At 71.7% G+C, this 18,522-nt stretch carries 18 protein-coding genes; 11 read left to right on the forward strand and 7 right to left on the reverse strand.

The features are described 5' to 3' along the window. Together JS521_RS14385 and JS521_RS14390 are read right to left on the reverse strand one after the other, a co-directional pair. Window positions 1–2,514, reverse strand: a 2,514-nt coding sequence (locus JS521_RS14385; RefSeq protein WP_307847876.1) for a Tex family protein, incomplete at its 3' end; no start/stop codon positions are given. Between the two features lie 192 nt (window positions 2,515–2,706). Further along, window positions 2,707–3,576 (reverse strand): SCO6745 family protein, encoded by an 870-nt coding sequence (locus JS521_RS14390; RefSeq protein ID WP_205083371.1) that lies wholly within the window; start codon window positions 3,574–3,576, stop codon window positions 2,707–2,709. Between the two features lie 135 nt (window positions 3,577–3,711). Here JS521_RS14390 and JS521_RS14395 point away from each other — a divergent pair, with 135 nt between their 5' ends. Both JS521_RS14395 and JS521_RS14400 read left to right on the forward strand, forming a co-directional pair. Next, window positions 3,712–4,674, forward strand: coding sequence for a GlxA family transcriptional regulator (locus JS521_RS14395; protein ID WP_443732178.1), 963 nt, complete (start codon window positions 3,712–3,714; stop codon window positions 4,672–4,674). A gap of 51 nt (window positions 4,675–4,725) precedes the next feature. Then, on the forward strand, window positions 4,726–5,361 hold the full coding sequence (locus JS521_RS14400) for a DJ-1/PfpI family protein (protein ID WP_205083390.1): 636 nt from the start codon (window positions 4,726–4,728) through the stop codon (window positions 5,359–5,361). Between the two features lie 18 nt (window positions 5,362–5,379). Here JS521_RS14400 and JS521_RS14405 read toward each other — a convergent pair whose 3' ends face one another. Further along, window positions 5,380–6,144: an enoyl-CoA hydratase/isomerase family protein gene (locus tag JS521_RS14405; protein ID WP_205083373.1), complete on the reverse strand. Its 765-nt coding sequence runs from the start codon at window positions 6,142–6,144 to the stop codon at window positions 5,380–5,382. A gap of 80 nt (window positions 6,145–6,224) precedes the next feature. Here JS521_RS14405 and JS521_RS14410 point away from each other — a divergent pair, with 80 nt between their 5' ends. After that, window positions 6,225–6,875, forward strand: coding sequence for an HdeD family acid-resistance protein (locus JS521_RS14410; RefSeq protein WP_205083374.1), 651 nt, complete (start codon window positions 6,225–6,227; stop codon window positions 6,873–6,875). Window positions 6,876–7,021: 146 nt separating this feature from the next. After that, entirely contained in the window at window positions 7,022–7,477 is a 456-nt protein-coding gene (locus tag JS521_RS14415) for an ATP-binding protein (RefSeq protein WP_205083375.1), read from the forward strand. Window positions 7,478–7,535: 58 nt separating this feature from the next. On the opposite strand, the gene idi is transcribed toward JS521_RS14415, so the two are convergent. From idi to galE, 4 genes are all read right to left on the reverse strand, one after another. Continuing rightward, window positions 7,536–8,129, reverse strand: a complete 594-nt coding sequence (gene idi, locus JS521_RS14420; protein WP_205083376.1) for an isopentenyl-diphosphate Delta-isomerase — start codon at window positions 8,127–8,129, stop codon at window positions 7,536–7,538. Between the two features lie 147 nt (window positions 8,130–8,276). Continuing rightward, window positions 8,277–8,801 carry a GNAT family N-acetyltransferase gene (locus JS521_RS14425; RefSeq protein WP_205083377.1) on the reverse strand — a complete coding sequence of 175 codons (525 nt, stop codon included), beginning with the start codon at window positions 8,799–8,801 and terminating at the stop codon, window positions 8,277–8,279. Between the two features lie 135 nt (window positions 8,802–8,936). After that, complete coding sequence (locus tag JS521_RS14430) at window positions 8,937–9,878, reverse strand: cation diffusion facilitator family transporter (protein WP_205083378.1); 942 nt, start codon at window positions 9,876–9,878, stop codon at window positions 8,937–8,939. 226 nt (window positions 9,879–10,104) lie between these two features. After that, window positions 10,105–11,094, reverse strand: a complete 990-nt coding sequence (galE, locus tag JS521_RS14435) for a UDP-glucose 4-epimerase GalE (RefSeq protein ID WP_205083379.1) — start codon at window positions 11,092–11,094, stop codon at window positions 10,105–10,107. A 317-nt stretch (window positions 11,095–11,411) separates the two neighbouring features. Between galE and JS521_RS14440 the strand changes: the two genes are divergently transcribed. The 7 genes from JS521_RS14440 to JS521_RS14470 all read left to right on the forward strand — a co-directional run bounded on the left by JS521_RS14440 (window position 11,412) and on the right by JS521_RS14470 (window position 18,396). Further along, a complete protein-coding gene (locus JS521_RS14440; protein ID WP_205083380.1) occupies window positions 11,412–13,166 on the forward strand; it encodes a DUF5941 domain-containing protein in 1,755 nt (584 codons plus the stop codon). Beyond that, complete coding sequence (locus tag JS521_RS14445; RefSeq protein WP_205083381.1) at window positions 13,163–13,900, forward strand: phosphocholine cytidylyltransferase family protein; 738 nt, start codon at window positions 13,163–13,165, stop codon at window positions 13,898–13,900. The genes JS521_RS14440 and JS521_RS14445 overlap by 4 nt, the downstream gene beginning before the upstream one ends. After that, a complete protein-coding gene (locus tag JS521_RS14450) occupies window positions 13,888–14,949 on the forward strand; it encodes an iron-containing alcohol dehydrogenase family protein (RefSeq protein ID WP_205083382.1) in 1,062 nt (353 codons plus the stop codon). Before JS521_RS14445 ends, JS521_RS14450 begins: the two co-directional genes overlap by 13 nt. Continuing rightward, window positions 14,927–15,706, forward strand: coding sequence for a CDP-alcohol phosphatidyltransferase family protein (locus tag JS521_RS14455; protein ID WP_205083383.1), 780 nt, complete (start codon window positions 14,927–14,929; stop codon window positions 15,704–15,706). Before JS521_RS14450 ends, JS521_RS14455 begins: the two co-directional genes overlap by 23 nt. Before the next feature lie 8 nt (window positions 15,707–15,714). Then, window positions 15,715–16,587 (forward strand): glycosyltransferase family 2 protein, encoded by an 873-nt coding sequence (locus JS521_RS14460; protein ID WP_205083391.1) that lies wholly within the window; start codon window positions 15,715–15,717, stop codon window positions 16,585–16,587. 101 nt (window positions 16,588–16,688) lie between these two features. After that, a complete protein-coding gene (locus JS521_RS14465) occupies window positions 16,689–17,618 on the forward strand; it encodes an ABC transporter permease (RefSeq protein ID WP_205083384.1) in 930 nt (309 codons plus the stop codon). Then, entirely contained in the window at window positions 17,611–18,396 is a 786-nt protein-coding gene (locus JS521_RS14470) for an ABC transporter ATP-binding protein (protein ID WP_205083385.1), read from the forward strand. Before JS521_RS14465 ends, JS521_RS14470 begins: the two co-directional genes overlap by 8 nt. Window positions 18,397–18,522 lie beyond the last annotated feature (126 nt).

Consider the following 18,522-nt stretch of genomic DNA (forward strand, 5'->3'; position numbering starts at 1 on the left):
GGGGGGGTTTGGGGGGGGGGGGGGGGGCCGGGCCGGGGCCGCCCCCCCCCCCCGGACGCCCTGGGGGGGTTTGGGGCCCGGCCCGCCGCCCTGCTTCGGGTCGGTCAGCCCGGCCCGCCGCAGAGCGTCCGCCATCGCGCTGTTCGCAGGAGCCGGAGCACCCTGGCCGCCCTGCCGCGGTCCACCGCCGCCACCGCCGCGCCGGTCCCGGCCGCCGCCGCCCTGACGGCCCTGACCGCCACCGGACGACTGACCCTGGCCCTGGCCTTGACCCTGGCGCTGCTTCGGGGGACGGCCGCCCCGCTCGCCGCGACCCTGCCCGCCGCCCGCGCCGGGCTCGTCGTCGAGGCGCAGCGTCAGCGAGATCCGCTTGCGCGGCACGTCGACGTCCATGACCTTGACCTTCACGATGTCCCCGGGCTTCACGACGTCGCGCGGGTCCTTCACGAACGTCCTCGACAGCGCCGAGACGTGCACCAGACCGTCCTGGTGGACGCCGACGTCGACGAACGCGCCGAACGCGGCCACGTTCGTCACGACGCCCTCCAGCACCATGCCCGGCTCCAGGTCGCCGAGCTTCTCGACGCCCTCCTTGAAGGTCGCCGTACGGAAAGCGGGCCGGGGGTCGCGCCCCGGCTTCTCCAGCTCCTTCAGGATGTCCGTCACGGTCGGCAGACCGAACATGTCGTCCACGAAGTCCGCCGCCCGCAGCGCCCGCAGGGCCTCCGCGTTCCCGATCAGCGAGGCGACCTCGCCACCCGCGCTCTTCCCCATCCGCCGCACCACCGGGTACGCCTCGGGGTGCACGCTGGAGCCGTCGAGCGGGTCGTCGCCGCCCCGGATCCGCAGGAAGCCCGCGCACTGCTCGTACGCCTTCGGGCCGAGCCGCGCCACGTCCTTGAGCGCCTTGCGGGAGCGGAAGGGGCCGTTGGAGTCCCGGTGCGCGACGATGTTCTCGGCGAGCCCCGAGCTGATCCCCGAGACCCGTGAAAGCAGCGGAGCGGACGCGGTGTTGACGTCGACACCGACGCCGTTCACACAGTCCTCGACGACCGCGTCCAGCGAACGCGAGAGCTTCACCTCGGACAGGTCGTGCTGGTACTGCCCGACGCCGATCGACTTCGGGTCGATCTTCACCAGCTCGGCCAGCGGGTCCTGGAGCCGCCGCGCGATGGAGACGGCTCCGCGCAACGACACGTCCATGTCGGGCAGTTCCTGGGAGGCGAAGGCGGACGCGGAGTACACCGAGGCGCCCGCCTCCGAGACCATCACCTTGGTCAGCTTCAACTCCGGGTGCTTGTCGATCAGTTCACCGGCGAGCTTGTCCGTCTCCCGGGACGCCGTGCCGTTGCCGATCGCGATCAGGTCGACCGCGTGCTCCTTCGCGAGGTGTGCGAGCTTGGCCAGCGCCTGGTCCCACTTGTTGGCGGGCACGTGCGGGTGGATCACGTCGGTGGCCACCACCTTGCCGGTGGCGTCGACGACCGCGACCTTCACTCCCGTACGGAAACCGGGGTCCAGACCCAGCGTGGCGCGCGTCCCGGCCGGGGCGGCGAGCAGCAGATCGCGCAGGTTCGAGGCGAAGACCCGGACCGCCTCGTCCTCCGCCGCCGTGCGCAGCCGCAGCCGCAGGTCGATACCCAGATGCACCTGGATCCGGGTCCGCCACGCCCAACGCACGGTGTCACCCAGCCACTTGTCGCCCGGGCGGCCCCGGTCGGCGATCTCGAAGCGGCGGGCGATCATGTTCTCGTACGCGGACGGACCCGGCCGCTCGGCGGCCTCGGGCTCCTCCGGCTCCAGAACCAGGTCGAGCGCGTTCTCCTTCTCGCCGCGCAGCATCGCGAGCACCCGGTGCGAGGGCAGTGCGGTGAACGGCTCCGCGAAGTCGAAGTAGTCGGCGAACTTCGCTCCCGCCTCCTCCTGCCCCTCGCGCACCTTCGCGGCCAGCCGGCCGCGCGTCCACATACGCTCACGCAGCTCACCGGTCAGGTCGGCGTCCTCGGAGAACCGCTCGGTGAGGATCGACCGGGCGCCGTCCAGGGCGGCGGCCGCGTCCGCGACGCCCTTGTCGCCGTCCACGAACGCGGCGGCCGCCGCGAGCGGGTCGACCGAGGGGTCGCCGAGCAGACCGTCCGCCAGCGGTTCGAGCCCGGCCTCCCGGGCGATCTGAGCCTTCGTGCGCCGCTTCGGCTTGAACGGCAGGTAGATGTCCTCCAGGCGCGCCTTCGTCTCGGCCGCCCGGATGCTCGCCTCCAACGCCGTGTCGAGCTTGCCCTGTTCGCGTACCGAGTCGAGGATCGCCGTACGCCGCTCCTCCAGCTCCCGCAGATAGCGCAGCCGTTCCTCCAGCGTGCGCAGCTGCGCATCGTCGAGGGATTCGGTCGCCTCCTTGCGGTAGCGCGCGATGAACGGCACGGTCGATCCGCCGTCGAGCAGCTCGACGGCCGCCCTGACCTGTCGCTCACGTACGCCGAGCTCCTCGGCGATCCTGCCTTCGATGGACGTCGTCACGGTTTTCCCGACTCGCCTTCTCGTGCTGGCTGTGCTGGCCGTGCCCGGGTCGTGATGAGCACGTTCTTGCTTGCCGGGGGGCATCCCCCCCTGGTCTGCATTGTGCCGGGTGGCCGGGGGCCGTGTCGCGTGACCTCGGCGAACACGCCCGGAGCCCCCGCGCCGGGTGCGGGGGCTCCGGGCGGCGCGGGGTCAGCCCTGGCCGGTCGCCGAGGCCGGGAAGGCGCCCGCCGCGGCGGCCGTGAACAGGAAGCCGCGCCCCAGTTCGGTGAGCCGCTCCACGCCGTCCGCGCCCAGGTGTTCGTACGGGGCGACGTCCATCCGGTCCGTCGCCTCCTCGACCTCGGCGCGCAGCGCGGTACCGGCCTCGGTCAGCGCCAGTTCCTCGCCCGCCGCCAGCAGCCCGCGCTCCCGCAGTCGCTCGGACGCCGCCTCCCAGTCGGTGCGCCGCCAGCCCCGGGAGGACAGGATCCAGCGGATCGCCATGCCCTTGCCGGTGGCCGTGTGGCTGACGAGCGATTCGAGCGGGTCCAGACCGGCGGCGAGCAGGGCCGCCAGGTGCGCGTCGCCCCGGTGCTCGCGCAGCAGGGTCGCGGCGTGCCAGAACGCCAGGTGCGGCTCCTCGGGCACCGGCAGGTCCGCGTGCGCGGCGTACAGCGGGCGGGCGTGCGGGGCGCAGGCCTCGGTGGCGCGCAGCGCGAGCCGGGCCGCCTCCGCCATCTCGTCGGAGGCGATGATCTCCTCGCCGAGCAGCCGCCGCAGCGTCGAGTCCGCCGCCCGCAGCCGGGCTCCGAGGACCACCTCGGGGGAGGCGGTCTCCCAGACGGCGGGCACATGGCGGGCCACCAGCTCGGGGTTGAAGTTGTAGAAGGTGGCGCTGACGGTCCCCGCGCCCACCGCGCCGAGCGCGGCGGCCCGGGTCGCGAAGTAGGCGGCGGAAGGGTCCTCTATGCCGATCTTCGCCATCTCCGCACCCAGGTCGGGGGAGAAGAAGAGGCACGAGTGCAGCGGGTTGACGGCGTTGTGGCAGCGGCGCTCCGCGCGGGCCGGGAGAGTACTCATACGGGCACGTTACCGACTGGTCGGTACGGAGGGGAACCCCGGGGGAGGGGTGGCCGTGCCACGGAAGTCCGGTGGCAGGAAAGGTGGGGTACTCGTCATTGCGGCCATCGCCGCACGCCGCCCAGGATGGCAGACGTGAAACAGCGAACCGTCCTCGTCGTCCTCTTCGACGGCGTCCAGGGCCTTGACGTGGCCGGCCCGATGGAGGTGTTCGCGGGCGCCTCCCGGTCGCCCGGCGTCTCCTACGAGCTGCGGACCGCATCGCTCGACGGCGGCCCCGTCCGGTCCACCGGTGGCCTCACCCTGCTGCCCGACAGCAGCCTGGCCGACGCGCCCGCCCCGCACACCCTGCTGGTGCCCGGCGGGCACGGCACCCGGGGCTCCCTCCCGGAGCTGACCGCCTGGCTGCGGGAGCACGGGCCGCGGCCGGAGCGGCTCGTCTCCGTGTGCACCGGGGCGCTGCTGCTGGCCGAGGCGGGCCTCCTGGACGGCCACCGCGTGACGACCCACTGGAACTACTGCGCCCGGCTCGCCCGCGACCACCCGGCCGTCCACGTCGACCCCGATCCCATCTTCGTACGGGACGGGAGGCTGGCCACCTCGGCGGGCGTCACCGCCGGCATCGACCTGGCCCTCGCGCTCGTCGAGGAGGACCACGGCCGGGACCTCGCGCTGAACATCGCCCGGCATCTCGTGGTGTTCCTGCGCCGCCCCGGCAACCAGGCCCAGTTCAGCGCCCAGCTCAGGGCCCAGACCGCACAGCGCGAACCGCTGCGCGAGGTCCAGCACTGGATCACCCAGCACCCGGACGCCGACCTCGGGGTCGACGCCCTCGCGGCCCGCGCCCGGCTCTCGCCCCGGCACTTCGCCCGCGCCTTCCGGGCGGAGACCGGAACGACCCCGGGGCGGTACGTCGAGCAGGTCCGCCTCGAACACGCCCGCCGGCTCCTGGAGGACACCGCCGACGGCGTCGAGCAGGTCGCCCGCGCCAGTGGCTACGGCACCCCGGAAGCCATGCGCCGGGCCTTCGTGAAGACCCTGGCGACGGCGCCGGCCGAATACCGCCGTCGCTTCCGGGCCCCCGCGGCCGGCACCTGAACCGCATTCCGAACGAATGAATCAACAAACGAACGAATGAGAGGCGTCACCGTGCAGATCGCCATCGTGCTCTTCGACCGCTTCACCGCCCTGGACGCGGTGGGCCCCTACGAGGTCCTCAGCCGGACCCCCGGCGCCGAGACCGTCTTCGTGGCCGAGCGGACCGGCCCCGTCCGCAACGACAGCGGGAGCCTCGCGCTCGTCGCCGGGAAGACGCTCGCCGAGGTGCCGTCCCCCGACCTGGTGATCGTGCCGGGCGGCCCCGGCCAGAGCGACCAGATGGAGAACGAGGCCCTGCTCGGCTGGTTGCGCGCGGCCGACGCCACCAGCACCTGGACCACCTCGGTCTGCACCGGATCGCTGCTGCTGGCCGCCGCCGGACTGCTCACGGGCCGACGGGCCACCTCGCACTGGCTGGCACTGGAGCTGCTGAAGGAGTTCGGGGCCGAGCCGACCGGGGAACGGGTCGTTCTCGACGGCAAGTACGTCACCGCCGCCGGGGTCTCCTCCGGTATCGACATGGGGCTGACCCTGCTCGGCCGGATCGCGGGCGACGACGTGGCCCGCTCCGTGCAGCTGCTCACGGAGTACGACCCGCAGCCGCCCTACGACTGCGGCTCGCCGCAGAAGGCCCCGGCAGCCCTCGTCGAGGAGTGGCGGGCCAAGAGCCGCCACGTCACGCGGTAGGACCCGTGGCGCACCGCGTCACCCGATGGACCCCGTGGTGTAGGTGAACCGGGGCGCGCGCCGCTCCAGGAAGGCGGCGACCCCCTCCGCCGTGTCCGTACTGCCGCGCGCCTCACCGGCCCAGTGGGCGTCCCGGTCCGTCCGGCCCGCGGCGAACTCCTTCGCCGCGGCCTGGGTCAGCTGCGACCGGGACGCCAGCATCCGTACGTACTCCTCGACCCGCTTGTCCAAGCCGCCGGGCGGCAGCACCTCGTCCGTCAGACCGGTGCGCAGCGCCCGTTCCGTGCCGATCAGCTCGCCGGAGAACAGCAGGTGCTTGGCCGTGGCCGGGCCGACGAGGGCGACAAGACGCCGGGTCGAGGACGCCGGGTAGACGATGCCGAGCTTGGCCGGGGTGACCCCGAAGGACGCGCCCTCCTCCGCGAACCGCAGATCGCAGGCCGCGGCGAGCTGGCTGCCGCCCCCCACGCAGTAGCCGCGCACTGCGGCCAGCGTCGGCCGGGGGAACGCGGCGAGCGCCTCCTCGGCCGCCACCGCCAGGTCATGGGCGGTGGCCACGCCCTCCCGCAGCGTGGAGATGTCGGCCCCGGCGCAGAAGGTGTCACCGGCCCCGGTCAGCACCAGCACCCGGACCGCCGGGTCTTCCGCCAGCCGCCCCAGCACCTCCGGCACGCTCCCCCACATGGCGAGGGTCATCGCGTTGCGCTTGGCGGGGTTCGCGATCACGACGGTGGCGACGCCGTGCTCGACGGAGGTGATCAGACGGGGTTCCGAACGGTCCATGCGCCGGATGCTATCCGGAGGGTTCGAACCTATGATCAAGAAGGGGTCGCGAGGCGGGCACGCACCGTAAGGAGCTGTCGATGAACGGACCCACAGCCGAGGGCAGGAAGAACGGACCCACCGCCGAGGGCCGGAAGCTGAGCCGCAGTTTCGGCTGGCTCGCACTGCTCGGCACACTGCTGGTGATCGCGGGCTTCATCGGACTGATCTACACCGGCGTCGCCACCCTCACCTCGATGCTGCTCTTCGGCTGGCTGCTGCTCGTCGGCGGTCTGGTCGGGCTGCTGCACGCGATCGAGTCGCGCGGCACGAACTACTTCTGGCTGGGCGTGGTGGTCGCGGCCCTCAACATCGCCGCGGGCGTCGTCGTCATCAAGCATCCCGAGGGCACGGCCGAGGCGCTGACCATGTTCGCCGCCCTGCTCTTCCTGACCGGCGGGGTCTTCCGGCTCGTCGGCAGCGTCGTGGTGCGCGGCCCGCAGATGGGATGGACGCTGCTGCAGGGAGCCTTCGGCCTGCTGCTGGGCCTGCTGGTGCTGTTCGACTGGCCGCACAGCAGCCTGTACGTCCTCGGCTGCTTCTTCTCGCTGGCCCTGCTGTTCGACGGGCTCGGCCTGATCGCCATCGGCATCGGCGGCCGACGTATCGTCAGCATGGTCTCGGATCGGCTCGACGAAACGGCCCCGACCGCGGATGAGCCGATCACGTCACCAGAAGACGGTCAGAAATAGTCCCTGGGAGACCGGCAACCCGCACGTTTGGTCAAATAGCGCCGATACCTGGCTACTTCCGATCAGTGGCACGGTCCGGACCAAGCCATTCCCAACACTCTTTACTCGACGGTCAGTGCAGTGCGAGTGAGAGCTGGTGCCGGACGATGGAGAGCCTCGGGAGTGCCCCTGCCGAACCCGTGTCGTACGAGGGGGTGTGGCGCTTCACCGCCCCCGCCGTGGACGCGTCCGTGCCCAGCGCCCGGCACGCCGTACGCGATCTGCTCGGCCGGCAGGGCGTGCCGATCGAGGACGACGTCCTCCAGGGGCTTCTGCTGATCGTCTCGGAGCTGGTCACCAACGCCGTCAAGCACGCGGCGCTCCTCTCGCCCGAGCTGGCCGTCGAGGTGGCCATCGCCGCCGACTGGGTCAGAGTCTCGGTCGAGGACAACCACCCCTACCGCCCCACAGCCCTGGAGACGGACTACGCGCAGACCGGCGGCCGGGGCCTGCTGCTGGTCAAGGTGGTCACCGCGGAGGCGGGCGGCACCTGCGACGTCGAGCACACCGCGAGCGGCGGGAAGATCATCTGGGCGGCGCTGCCGTTGAAGACGCAGCTCTGACCGCCCCGTACGCGAAACGCTTCCCGGACAGCCCCGCGCATGCCGACCGGGCGAAGGGTCACCAGCCCGCCGACGGCCCCGTCAGCTCGCGGATCGCCGGGCGTGCCGCGTCCAGCACCGTCATGAACCACGCCGAGAACGGGCCCTCGGCATGCCGCTTCTCCAGCTCGGCCGCCGTCACGAAGGCGGTCTCGCCGACCTCCTCGGCGTCCGGCTTCAGCGCCGCCTGCGCCATTCCCACGAAGAGGTGGTTGAACTCCTGCTCCACCAGGCCCGACGCCGGGTCCGGATGGTTGTAGCGCACGGTGCCCGCCTCGGCCAGCAGCGACGGCGAGATGCCCAGCTCCTCGTACGTACGCCGGGCGGCAGCCGCGAACGGGGCCTCGCCCGGATAGGGGTGCCCGCAGCAGGTGTTCGACCAGACACCGGGGGAGTGGTACTTGCCGAGCGCCCGGCGCTGCAGCAGGAGCCGCCCCTGCTCGTCGAAGAGGAACACGGAGAACGCGCGGTGCAGCTGCCCGGGGGCCTGGTGGGCCGCCAGCTTCTCCGCGGTGCCGATGGTGGTGCCGTTCTCGTCGACCAGTTCGAGCATGATCGCTTCTGCGGTGCCGTTCGACGAGCTGTGCGTCGCGGTGGCTGGTGTGGTCGGCATACCCATCCTTCGCTTTGGTCCCCGGCCTCGTGCGCCGGGCCCCTGGAGTCCGGTCAAGTCTGCCGTACAAAAGCCGCTTGTCCGCACTCCGGGGCCGGGCATGTCCGTCCCGCCACGCCCCGCGAACGCGGCGGGACGGACGGGTCATCAGACGCCGAAGGCCGCCGGATAATGGATCAGGCCCGCCGGAACAGGAACCGAATCGGCCAGCACCAGGGCCATCATCGCCTCGTCCGGCACCTCGAAACCTGGCCGGATCCCGTAGCGCGAGGCAGGCGCGAAACCGAAGCGCGGGTAGTAGTCGGCATGGCCGAGCACCAGCACCAGCGCCTCACCGCGCACCCGGGCGGCGTCCAGCACCGCCCGCACCACGGCCTGCCCCGCGCCCTGCCCCTGGTGCGCGGGGACCGTGGCCACCGGGGCCAGCGCGAGCGCCGGCGCGTCGCCGACCCGGCAGCGGGTCAGCAGCGCGTACGCCGCCAGGGAGCCGTCCGGGGCCTCGGCGACGTAGCTGAGCTCCGGCAGCCAGGCCTCGGGGTCGGCCCGCAGGGCGTCCACGAGGTCGGCCTCGTCCCTGGTCGGGAACGCGGCCGTGTTGACCGCGTGCACGGCCGTACGGTCCGCCGGGGTCTCCGGGCGGGTGGTCCACCGGGGGTCGGTGTGGTCGGTCAAGTGGGAACCCTTGCGTGAGATGAGTGCGATGAGAGAGGGCCTTCGAGCCCGATCCGGCAGGAAAGGGACCTGCCCGAAACCCGGTGGACGAGGAGGAGGGAAGCGGGGGTGCGGCACACCCCCGGTCCCCCTGCCTCAGTGGCAGAGACGCGCCTCGTGCTCGGCGTGGCCGCTCGGCTCCAGCTGGAAGGTGCAGTGTTCCACGTCGAAGTGGTCCCCCAGGCAGCCCTGCAACTCGTGCAGCACCTTCTCGTGCCCTATCGAGTCCAGCATCTCCTGGCGCACCACCACATGCGCGGAGAGCACCGGCATCCCCGAGGTGATCGTCCACGCGTGCAGGTCGTGGACGTCCAGCACCCCGGGCAGCGCCGTGATGTGGGCCCGTACCTCCGCCATGTCCACCCCCTTGGGCGCCGCCTCCAGGAGCACGTTCAGGGTCTCCCGCAGCAGCTTCACCGTCCGGGGGACGATCATCAGGCCGATCACCAGGGAGGCGATCGGGTCGGCGGCCTGCCAGCCGGTCGCCATGATGATGCCCGCCGAGATGATCACCGCGAGCGAGCCCAGGGTGTCGGCCAGCACCTCCAGATAGGCGCCCCGCACGTTCAGGCTCTCCTGCTGTCCGCGCGTCAGCAGGGACAGGGAGACGATGTTGGCCACCAGACCGACGGCGGCGAACGCGATGGCCAGGCCGCCCTTCGTCTCGGCCGGGGTGATGAACCGGTCGACCGCCTCGAAGATCAGGAAGCCGCCGACGCCCAGCAGCAGCAGACAGTTCGCGAGCGCCGCCAGGATCTCCGCGCGGGCGAAGCCGAAGGTGCGGTTCGGTCCGGCCGGACGGTTGGCGAAGTGGATGGCGAGCAGCGCCATCCCGAGCCCCAGGGCGTCGGTGGCCATGTGGGCGGCGTCCGCGATCAGGGCCAGTGAGTCGGACAGCACCCCGCCGACGATCTCCATGACCATCACGCTCAGAGTGATCGCCAGGGCGACGCGGAGCCTGCCCCGGTACGCGGCGGCGGCCGTGCCGGTCGGTGGCGGCCCGCCGTGCGTATGTCCGTGATCGTGGCCAGCCCCCATGGAAAACGCCTCCAGGTCCGTGCGACGGCGCCGGGCGGACCGCCCGACAGGCCCAGTGAACTACGGGTGGGGGGTATCGGGCAACACGGGACTGAACACCGTTGTCATGTGCTCTGACCTGCGGAAACGTTCCGCAGGTCAGAGCGTTGACACGATCACCGGCGCCCCTGCGCGGATCCGTCGAGCGCCCCTGCGCGGACCTCCCGAGCGACCTTGCGCGGACTCGTCAGGAGCGCCCTTGCGTGCGGGCCTCGGGGTGGCGCAGGCACCAGCCCGCCCAGGCCGACTCCACCATCTCGCGCACACTCCGCCGGGCCGTCCACCCCAGCTCCTCGGTGATCCGCGCGGCCGACGCCACCGCCTTCGGCGCGTCACCGGCCCGGCGCGGCTCGACCACCGGCTCGAGATCGCTCCCCGTCACGTCGCCGATCACGTCCGCCAGCTCCCGGACCGAGACGCCCTCGCCCCGGCCGACGTTCAGCGTCAGGTCTCCGGCACCCGTCTCGTCCAGCCGCCGCGCGACCGCGAGGTGGGCCTCCGCCAGGTCGGCGACATGGATGTAGTCACGGATGCAGGTGCCGTCCGGCGTCGGATAGTCGTCGCCGAAGATCCGCGGGGCCTCGCCGTGCGTCAGCCGTTCGAACATCATCGGCACGATGTTGAAGACCCCGGTGTCCGCGAGCTCCGGGGCGGCCGCGCCCGCCACGTTGAAGTACCGCAGACAGGCGGTCGAGAGCCCGTGCGCCCGGCCGGTGGCCCGCACCAGCCACTCACCGGTGAGCTTCGTCTCGCCGTACGGGTTGATCGGCAGGCAGGGCGTCACCTCCGTGATGAGGTCCACGTCCGGTACGCCGTACACGGCCGCCGAGGAGGAGAACAGGAAGCGCCGCACCCCCGCCGCGACCACGGCCTCCAGCAGGACGGCCAGCCCGGCGACGTTCTCCCGGTAGTACAGCAGCGGCTTCTCCACGGACTCGCCGACCTGCTTCTTCGCCGCGAGATGCACCACACCGCTCACCGCGTGATCGGCCAGCACCCGGTCCAGCAGCGCCCGGTCCGACACCGAGCCCTCGACCAGCGTGACCGCCTCGGGCAGCCGGTCCACGATGCCGCTGGAGCGGTCGTCGAGCACCACGACCCGCTCGCCCGCCGCGACCATGGCCCGCGCCACGTGTGCCCCGATGTAACCCGCCCCGCCTGTGATCAGCCATGTCATGACGGCCAGCCTAAGCCGCCCGCACAGCGTGAGCAGACCCGCGGTTTGTGGGCCGGGCCTCCGATCGATGATGATGATCGCGAACGCCGCCCGGGCTTGCAGGTCCACCCGAACGGCGCACAAACGGGTGGTGAACTCGGCCTTCCGTTCATCCGATAGCCTCAGCCGACACGCCGCCGGCCCGCCTCGTGGCCGTGCCGCTGTGTGCCGTCCACGTCAGTGCCAAGGAGTGAGTTCGTCTGTCGACCGCCATCCTCACCGGTACGCCGGTACCCGGGTCGTCGCTCGCGGACGATCTGCGGTCCCTGGGCTTCGACGTGCAGACCGCGGCCGACGCCGGTGACGCCGCAGCTCTCCTCGCCGCCGTCCCCGCCGGTCGGCGGGTCGCCCTCGTCGACCCGCGTTTCGTGGGCCACGTCCACGCGCTGCGGCTCGGACTGACCGACCCGCGCTTCCCGGCCGCCACCGTGCCCGGTGCGCTCACCGCGCAGCCCGAGGCGCGCGGCGCTCTGCTGCGCGCGCTGCGACGCACCACGGCCGCCGTCGGCGCGGGCGCCCCCGTCGTCGAGCCGGAGACCGACCCGGCGCCGCAGGACCGGACCGTCCCCGGCCGGATCGCCCTCGCGCTGGAGGCCGAGGGCACCGCCGTCAAACGCCCCGAGCTGGGATCGCTCACCGCCGCCGTCCCCACCGACGCCAAAGTACGGGCGACCGCCGAGAGCGCCCGCGACGCGGTCGACGACGAGGCGGTACGGCTGCGGAGCGCGGTGAAGGCCCACGACGGCTTCTTCACCACCTTCGCCATCAGCCCCTACTCCCGCTACATCGCCCGCTGGTGCGCCCGTCGCAACCTCACCCCGAACCAGGTCACCACCGCGTCCCTGATCACCGCGCTCATCGCGGCCGGCGCGGCGGCCACCGGAACCCGCGGCGGCTACGTCGCCGCCGGGATCCTGCTCCTGGTCTCCTTCGTGCTGGACTGCACCGACGGGCAGCTCGCCCGCTACTCGCTGCAGTACTCCACGATGGGCGCCTGGCTGGACGCCACCTTCGACCGGGCCAAGGAGTACGCGTACTACGCCGGCCTCGCCATCGGCGCCGTACGCGGCGGCGACGACGTATGGATCCTGGCGCTCGGCGCGATGGTCCTCCAGGCCTGCCGCCATGTCGTGGACTTCTCGTTCAACGAGGCCAACCACGACGCGATCGCCAACACCAGTCCCACCGCCGCCCTCTCCGGCAAGCTCGACAGCGTCGGCTGGACGGTCTGGGCGCGCCGGATGATCGTGCTGCCGATCGGCGAGCGCTGGGCCATGATCGCGGTGCTCACCGCCCTCACCACCCCGCGCATCGTCTTCTACGCCCTACTCGTCGGCTGCTCCCTGGCCGCCTGCTACACCACCGCCGGCCGTCTGCTGCGCTCGCTGACCCGTAAGGCCCGCCGCACCGACCGCGCCGCGCAGGCCCTCGCGGACCTTGCCGACTCGGGCCCGCTCGCCCAGGGCGTCGCGGCGATCGCCCCCGGCCTCCGGGGCGGGTTCACAGCCCCGGCCGTCGCCCTGCTCGGCACGCTCGTCATGATCGGCGGGGCGCTCTTCCTCCCGTACGGCAGTTGGCTCACCGTCGCCGCCGCAGCGGTGTACGTGCTCCTCTCCGGCCTCGCCGTCGCCCGCCCGCTCAAGGGCGCGCTCGACTGGCTGGTGCCGCCGTTCTTCCGGGCGGGGGAGTACGTCACGATCCTCGTGCTGGCGGCCCGCAGCGACGTCCCGCACGCCGTTCCGGCGGCCTTCGGGCTCGTCTCGGCCGTCGCCTACCATCACTACGACACGGTGTACCGCATCCGCGGCGGCACCGGCGCGCCGCCCCAGTGGCTGGTGCGGACGATCGGTGGACACGAGGGCCGTACCGCGCTGGTGGCCGTCCTCGCCGCCGTACTCACCCACGCCTCAGGTTTCACCACGGCCCTGACCGCGCTCGCGGTCGCCGTGGCTCTGGTGGTGCTCGTGGAGTCCATCCGTTTCTGGGTGTCCTCCTCGGCGCCCGCCGTACACGACGAAGGAGAACTCGCATGATCGGCCTCGTACTGGCAGCCGGTGCAGGACGACGTCTGCGCCCCTACACGGACACGCTTCCCAAGGCGCTCGTCCCTGTCGACGGCGACAAGACGGTCCTCGACCTCACGCTGGCCAACTTCGCGGAGGTCGGACTGACCGAGGTCGCGATCGTCGTCGGCTACCGCAAGGAGGCCGTCTACGCCCGCAAGGCCGAGCTGGAGGCCACCTACGGCCTCACCCTCACGCTGATCGACAACGACAAGGCCGAGGAGTGGAACAACGCCTACTCCCTGTGGTGCGCCCGTGACGTCATCAAGCGCGGCGTGATCCTCGCCAACGGCGACACCGTGCACCCCGTCTCCGTCGAGAAGACCCTCCTGGACGCCCGTGGCAAGGGCCAGAAGATCATCCTCGCCCTGGACACCGAGAAGGTGCTCGCCGACGAGGAGATGAAGGTCATCACCGAGGAGGGCAAGGGCGTCCAGCGCATCACCAAGCTGATGGACCCGGCCACCGCGACCGGCGAGTACATCGGCGTCACCCTCATCGAGCCCGAGGCGGCCGAGGAACTGGCGGACGCGCTGAAGACCACCTTCGAGCGCGACCCCGACCTCTACTACGAGGACGGCTACCAGGAGCTGGTCAACCGCGGCTTCACCGTCGACGTGGCCCCCATCGGCACCGTCACCTGGGTCGAGATCGACAACCACGACGACCTCAAGAAGGGCCGGGAGATCGCGTGCCAGTACTGACCCGGCTCATTCCGTCCCCGGTCGTCGTCGACATCCGGCGCGGCGCCATGGACGATCTGGCGGGTCTCCTGGCCGATCAGCGGATCTCCTCCTCGGGCAAGCTCGCCATCGCGATCAGCGACGGCTCCGGGCGCGCACTGCGGGAGCGGCTCGCCCCGGTCCTGCCGGGCGCCGACTGGTATCCGGTGTCCGACGGCACGATCGACTCCGCGGTGAAGCTCGCCGACGGCATCAAGGGCAACCGGTACGACGCGGTGGTGGGCCTCGGCGGCGGCAAGATCATCGACGTGGCGAAGTACGCCGCGGCGCGGGTCGGGCTGCCCATGGTCGCCGTCGCGACGAACCTCTCGCACGACGGCCTGTGCTCGCCGGTCGCCACGCTGGACAACGACAACGGGCGCGGTTCCTACGGGGTGCCCACCCCGATCGCCGTGGTCATCGACCTCGACGTGATCCGTGAGGCGCCCGCCCGCTACGTCCGCTCCGGCATCGGCGACGCGATCTCGAACATCTCCTGCGTCGCCGACTGGGAGCTGGCCCACGAGGTCAACGGCGAGGAGATCGACGGGCTGGCGGCCGCGATGGCCCGCCAGGCCGGCGAGGCCGTGCTGCGCCACCCCGGCGGCGTCGGGGACGACGGCTTCCTGAAGGTGCTGGCCGAGGGGCTGGTGCTGACCGGCATCTCGATGTCGGTCGCCGGCGACTCGCGTCCGGCGTCCGGCGCCTGCCACGAGATCAACCACGCCTTCGACCTGCTCTACCCCCAGCGCGCGGCCAGCCACGGCGAGCAGGTCGGCCTCGGCGCCTGCTTCGCCATGCATCTGCGCGGTGCCCACCAGGAGTCCCTCCTGATGGCATCGATACTGCGCCGCCACGGTCTGCCGGTCCTGCCGGAGGAGATCGGGTTCAGCGTCGACGAGTTCGTGCACGCCGTCGACTACGCGCCGCAGACGCGTCCGGGACGCTTCACGGTCCTGGAGCACCTCAACCTGTCCACCGACCAGATCAGGGACGCGTACGCCGACTATGCCAAGACCATCCGTAGCTGAACTCCGTCCGGTCGTTCACCCTCCGGGGGTGAAGGACCGGCGAAGCGGCGAGCACTGGGCCGGGCGCATGTACATGCGCGAGGTCTCGCTGCGCGTGGACCGCTACCTGGTCAACACCCGCGTCACGCCGAACCAGGTCACGTACGTCATGACGCTGGCCGGAGCCCTGGCCGCCCCGGCGCTGCTGGTGCCGGGCGTCTGGGGCGCGGTGCTCGGTGTGGTGATGGTTCAGCTCTACCTGCTCTTCGACTGCGTGGACGGCGAGCTGGCCCGCTGGAAGAAGCAGTACTCGCTCAGCGGGGTCTACCTGGACCGGGTCGCCGCCTACCTGTGCGACGCGGCGGTCCTGGTGGGCCTCGGCCTGCGGGCCGCCGACATCTGGGGCGAGGGGCGGATCGACTGGCTCTGGGCGTTCCTCGGGACGCTCGCCGCGCTCGGCGCGATCCTGATCAAGGCCGAGACGGACCTGGTGGGTGTGGCCCGTCACCAGGGCGGGATGCCGCCGGTGAAGGAGGCGGCCTCCGAGCCGCGCTCCTCCGGTATGGCGCTGGCCCGCAAGGCGGCCGCGGCGCTCAAGTTCCACCGGCTGATCCTCGGCATCGAGGCCTCGCTGGTGATCCTCGTGGTGGCCGTCGTCGACGCGATCGGGGGCGACCTCTTCTACACCCGCCTGACCGTGGCGGTCATGGCCGGCATCGCGCTGCTGCAGACCCTGCTGCACCTGGTGTCCGTCCTGGCGTCCAGCAGGCTGAAGTGACCCTTCCCATGAAACTGGGCGCGGTGATCATCACCATGGGCAACCGCCCGGACGAACTCCGCGCCCTCCTCGATTCGGTCACCGCCCAGCACGGTGACCGGATCGAGGTCGTGGTGGTCGGCAACGGCGCCCCGGTCCCCGAGGTGCCCGCCGGGGTGCGCACGGTGGAACTGCCCGAGAACCTGGGCATCCCCGGCGGCCGCAACGTCGGCATCGAGGCGTTCGGCCCCTGCGGGGCGGACGTGGACGCCCTGCTCTTCCTGGACGACGACGGGCTGCTGCCGAACCGGGACACTGCCGAGCTGTGCCGGCAGGCCTTCGAGGCGGACCCGAGGCTCGGGATCGTCACCTTCCGGATCGCCGACCCGGAAACCGGCGCCACCCAGCGGCGGCACGTCCCCCGGCTCCGGGCCGCCGACCCGATGCGCTCCTCGCGCGTGACGACCTTCCTCGGCGGCGCCAACGCCGTACGCACCAGGGTCCTCGCCGAGGTCGGCCCGCTGCCCGAGGACTTCTTCTACGCCCACGAGGAGACGGATCTCGCCTGGCGGGCGCTGGACGCGGGCTGGATGATCGACTACCGCGCGGACCTGGTCCTGAACCACCCCACCACCTCTCCGTCCCGGCACGCGGTCTACCACCGCATGGTGGCCCGCAACCGGGTCTGGCTCGCCCGCCGGAACCTGCCCGCCCCGCTGGTCCCCCTCTACCTGGGGGTCTGGCTGCTGCTGACCCTGGTCAGGCGCCCGTCGCCGCCCGCGCTGAAGGCATGGTTCGGCGGATTCCGAGAAGGCTGGACGACCCCCTGCGGAACCCGTCGCCCGATGAAGTGGCGTACGGTGTGGCGGCTGACGAGGCTGGGCCGACCTCCGGTCATCTGAGAGGCTTTCCTCTGAGAGCATGAGGCGTATTTTCTTTCCGGAACCTGTCCGCCTGAGCCGCGCCCGCGACTGGCTGCGCGTGAAGACGAGAGTTTCAACTTGTGAGTGACACGACCCACGACGGTGGGGTAGCCCTCGGCACCCCGCCGTCCGCCGACGAGGGCCTCGACGCGGCCCAGCTGGCCGCCAAGTACGGCCTGACCGTGAGCGGCGCCCGGCCGGGGCTGTTCGCGTACATGCGACAGCTCTGGGGACGACGGCACTTCATCCTGGCCTTCTCCCGGGCGAAGCTGACCGCGCAGTACAGCCAGGCCAAACTGGGTCAGCTGTGGCAAGTGGTCACGCCCCTGCTGAACGCCTGTGTCTATTACCTGATCTTCGGGCTGATCCTGGGGACCAGGGAGGGGATCCCCCACGACGTCTTCGTGCCGTTCCTGGTCACCGGCGTCTTCGTCTTCACCTTCACCCAGAGCTCGGTGATGGCGGGCGTCCGGTCGATCGCCGGCAACCTCGGACTGGTCCGGGCCCTCCACTTCCCCCGGGCCTCGCTGCCCATCTCCTTCTCCCTCCAGCAGCTCCAGCAGCTGCTCTTCTCGATGATCGTGATGGTCGCGGTCACCGTCATCTTCGGCAGCTACCCCTCGCTGTCGTGGCTGCTGGTGATCCCCGCACTGATCCTCCAGTTCGTCTTCAACACGGGCCTCGCCCTCGTCATGGCGCGGCTCGGCTCCAAGACCCCCGACCTCGCGCAGCTCATGCCGTTCGTCATGCGCACCTGGATGTACGCCTCGGGCGTCATGTTCTCCATCCCGGTGATGCTCAAGGACAAGCCCGCCTGGATCGCCGACGTGCTCCAGTACAACCCGGCGGCGATCTACATGGACCTGGTCCGCTTCGCCATGATCGACGGTTACGGCTCCGAGAACCTGCCCGACCACGTCTGGGCCGCCGGCCTGGGCTGGGCCGTGCTGCTGGGCGTAGTGGGATTCGTGTACTTCTGGAAGGCAGAGGAGCGGTACGGCCGTGGCTGAGGACAAGGCGCAGGGGCGCATCCCCACGGTGATCGCCGACGACGTGCACATCGTGTACCGGGTCAACGGCGCGGGCGGCGGCCGCGGCAGCGCCACCGCCGCGCTGAGCCGCATGATGCGGCGGGGCAAGGGCGAGCCGCGCGGCGTCCGGAAGGTGCACGCCGTACGCGGCGTCTCCTTCACCGCCTACCGCGGCGAGGCCATCGGCCTCATCGGCACCAACGGCTCCGGCAAGTCGACGCTGCTGCGGGCCATCGCCGGTCTGCTGCCGACCGAATCCGGTCATGTGTACACGGACGGTCAGCCCTCGCTGCTCGGCGTGAACGCCGCGCTGATGAGCGATCTGACGGGTGAGCGCAACGTCGTGCTCGGCGGTCTGGCGATGGGCATGAGCCAGGCCGAGATCCGCTCCCGCTACCAGGAGATCGTCGACTTCTCCGGCATCAACGAGAAGGGCGACTTCATCACCCTGCCGATGCGGACGTACTCCTCCGGCATGGCGGCGCGGCTGCGCTTCTCGATCGCCGCCGCCAAGAACCACGACGTCCTCATGATCGACGAGGCGCTTGCCACCGGCGACCGCAAGTTCCGTATCCGCTCCGAGGAGCGGATCCGCGAGCTGCGCAAGGAAGCGGGCACCGTCTTCCTCGTCAGCCACAACAACAAGTCGATCAGGGACACCTGCGACCGGGCGCTGTGGCTGGAGAAGGGCGAGCTGCTGATGGACGGTCCCACCGAGGAAGTCCTCAAGGCGTACGAGCGCGAGACGGGCAAGTAGCCCTCCGGCCCCTCCCGTGGCCCCCCCCCCCCCCCCCCGCCCCGGGGCCGGGGGGGGCCCCCCCCCCGCGCCCCCCCCCCCCGGCGCGCCCCCCGCGCGGAAAAACCCCACCGCGGACCCAGAAGA

This window comes from Streptomyces durocortorensis (genome assembly GCF_016901035.1).
In the GTDB taxonomy this organism is placed as follows: Bacteria; Actinomycetota; Actinomycetes; order Streptomycetales; family Streptomycetaceae; genus Streptomyces; species Streptomyces durocortorensis.

What these genes read in the sequence shown, in the direction of transcription:
- JS521_RS14390 (WP_205083371.1), bottom strand. Translation starts at nt 3,576, where the DNA reads ATGAGTACTCTCCCGGCCCGCGCGGAGCGCCGCTGCCACAACGCCGTC.
- JS521_RS14405 (WP_205083373.1), bottom strand. Translation starts at nt 6,144, where the DNA reads ATGGACCGTTCGGAACCCCGTCTGATCACCTCCGTCGAGCACGGCGTC.
- JS521_RS14410 (WP_205083374.1), top strand. Translation starts at nt 6,225, where the DNA reads ATGAACGGACCCACAGCCGAGGGCAGGAAGAACGGACCCACCGCCGAG.
- JS521_RS14415 (WP_205083375.1), top strand. Translation starts at nt 7,022, where the DNA reads ATGGAGAGCCTCGGGAGTGCCCCTGCCGAACCCGTGTCGTACGAGGGG.
- idi (WP_205083376.1), bottom strand. Translation starts at nt 8,129, where the DNA reads ATGCCGACCACACCAGCCACCGCGACGCACAGCTCGTCGAACGGCACC.
- JS521_RS14430 (WP_205083378.1), bottom strand. Translation starts at nt 9,878, where the DNA reads ATGGGGGCTGGCCACGATCACGGACATACGCACGGCGGGCCGCCACCG.
- galE (WP_205083379.1), bottom strand. Translation starts at nt 11,094, where the DNA reads ATGACATGGCTGATCACAGGCGGGGCGGGTTACATCGGGGCACACGTG.
- JS521_RS14445 (WP_205083381.1), top strand. Translation starts at nt 13,163, where the DNA reads ATGATCGGCCTCGTACTGGCAGCCGGTGCAGGACGACGTCTGCGCCCC.
- JS521_RS14455 (WP_205083383.1), top strand. Translation starts at nt 14,927, where the DNA reads ATGCCAAGACCATCCGTAGCTGAACTCCGTCCGGTCGTTCACCCTCCG.
- JS521_RS14460 (WP_205083391.1), top strand. Translation starts at nt 15,715, where the DNA reads ATGAAACTGGGCGCGGTGATCATCACCATGGGCAACCGCCCGGACGAA.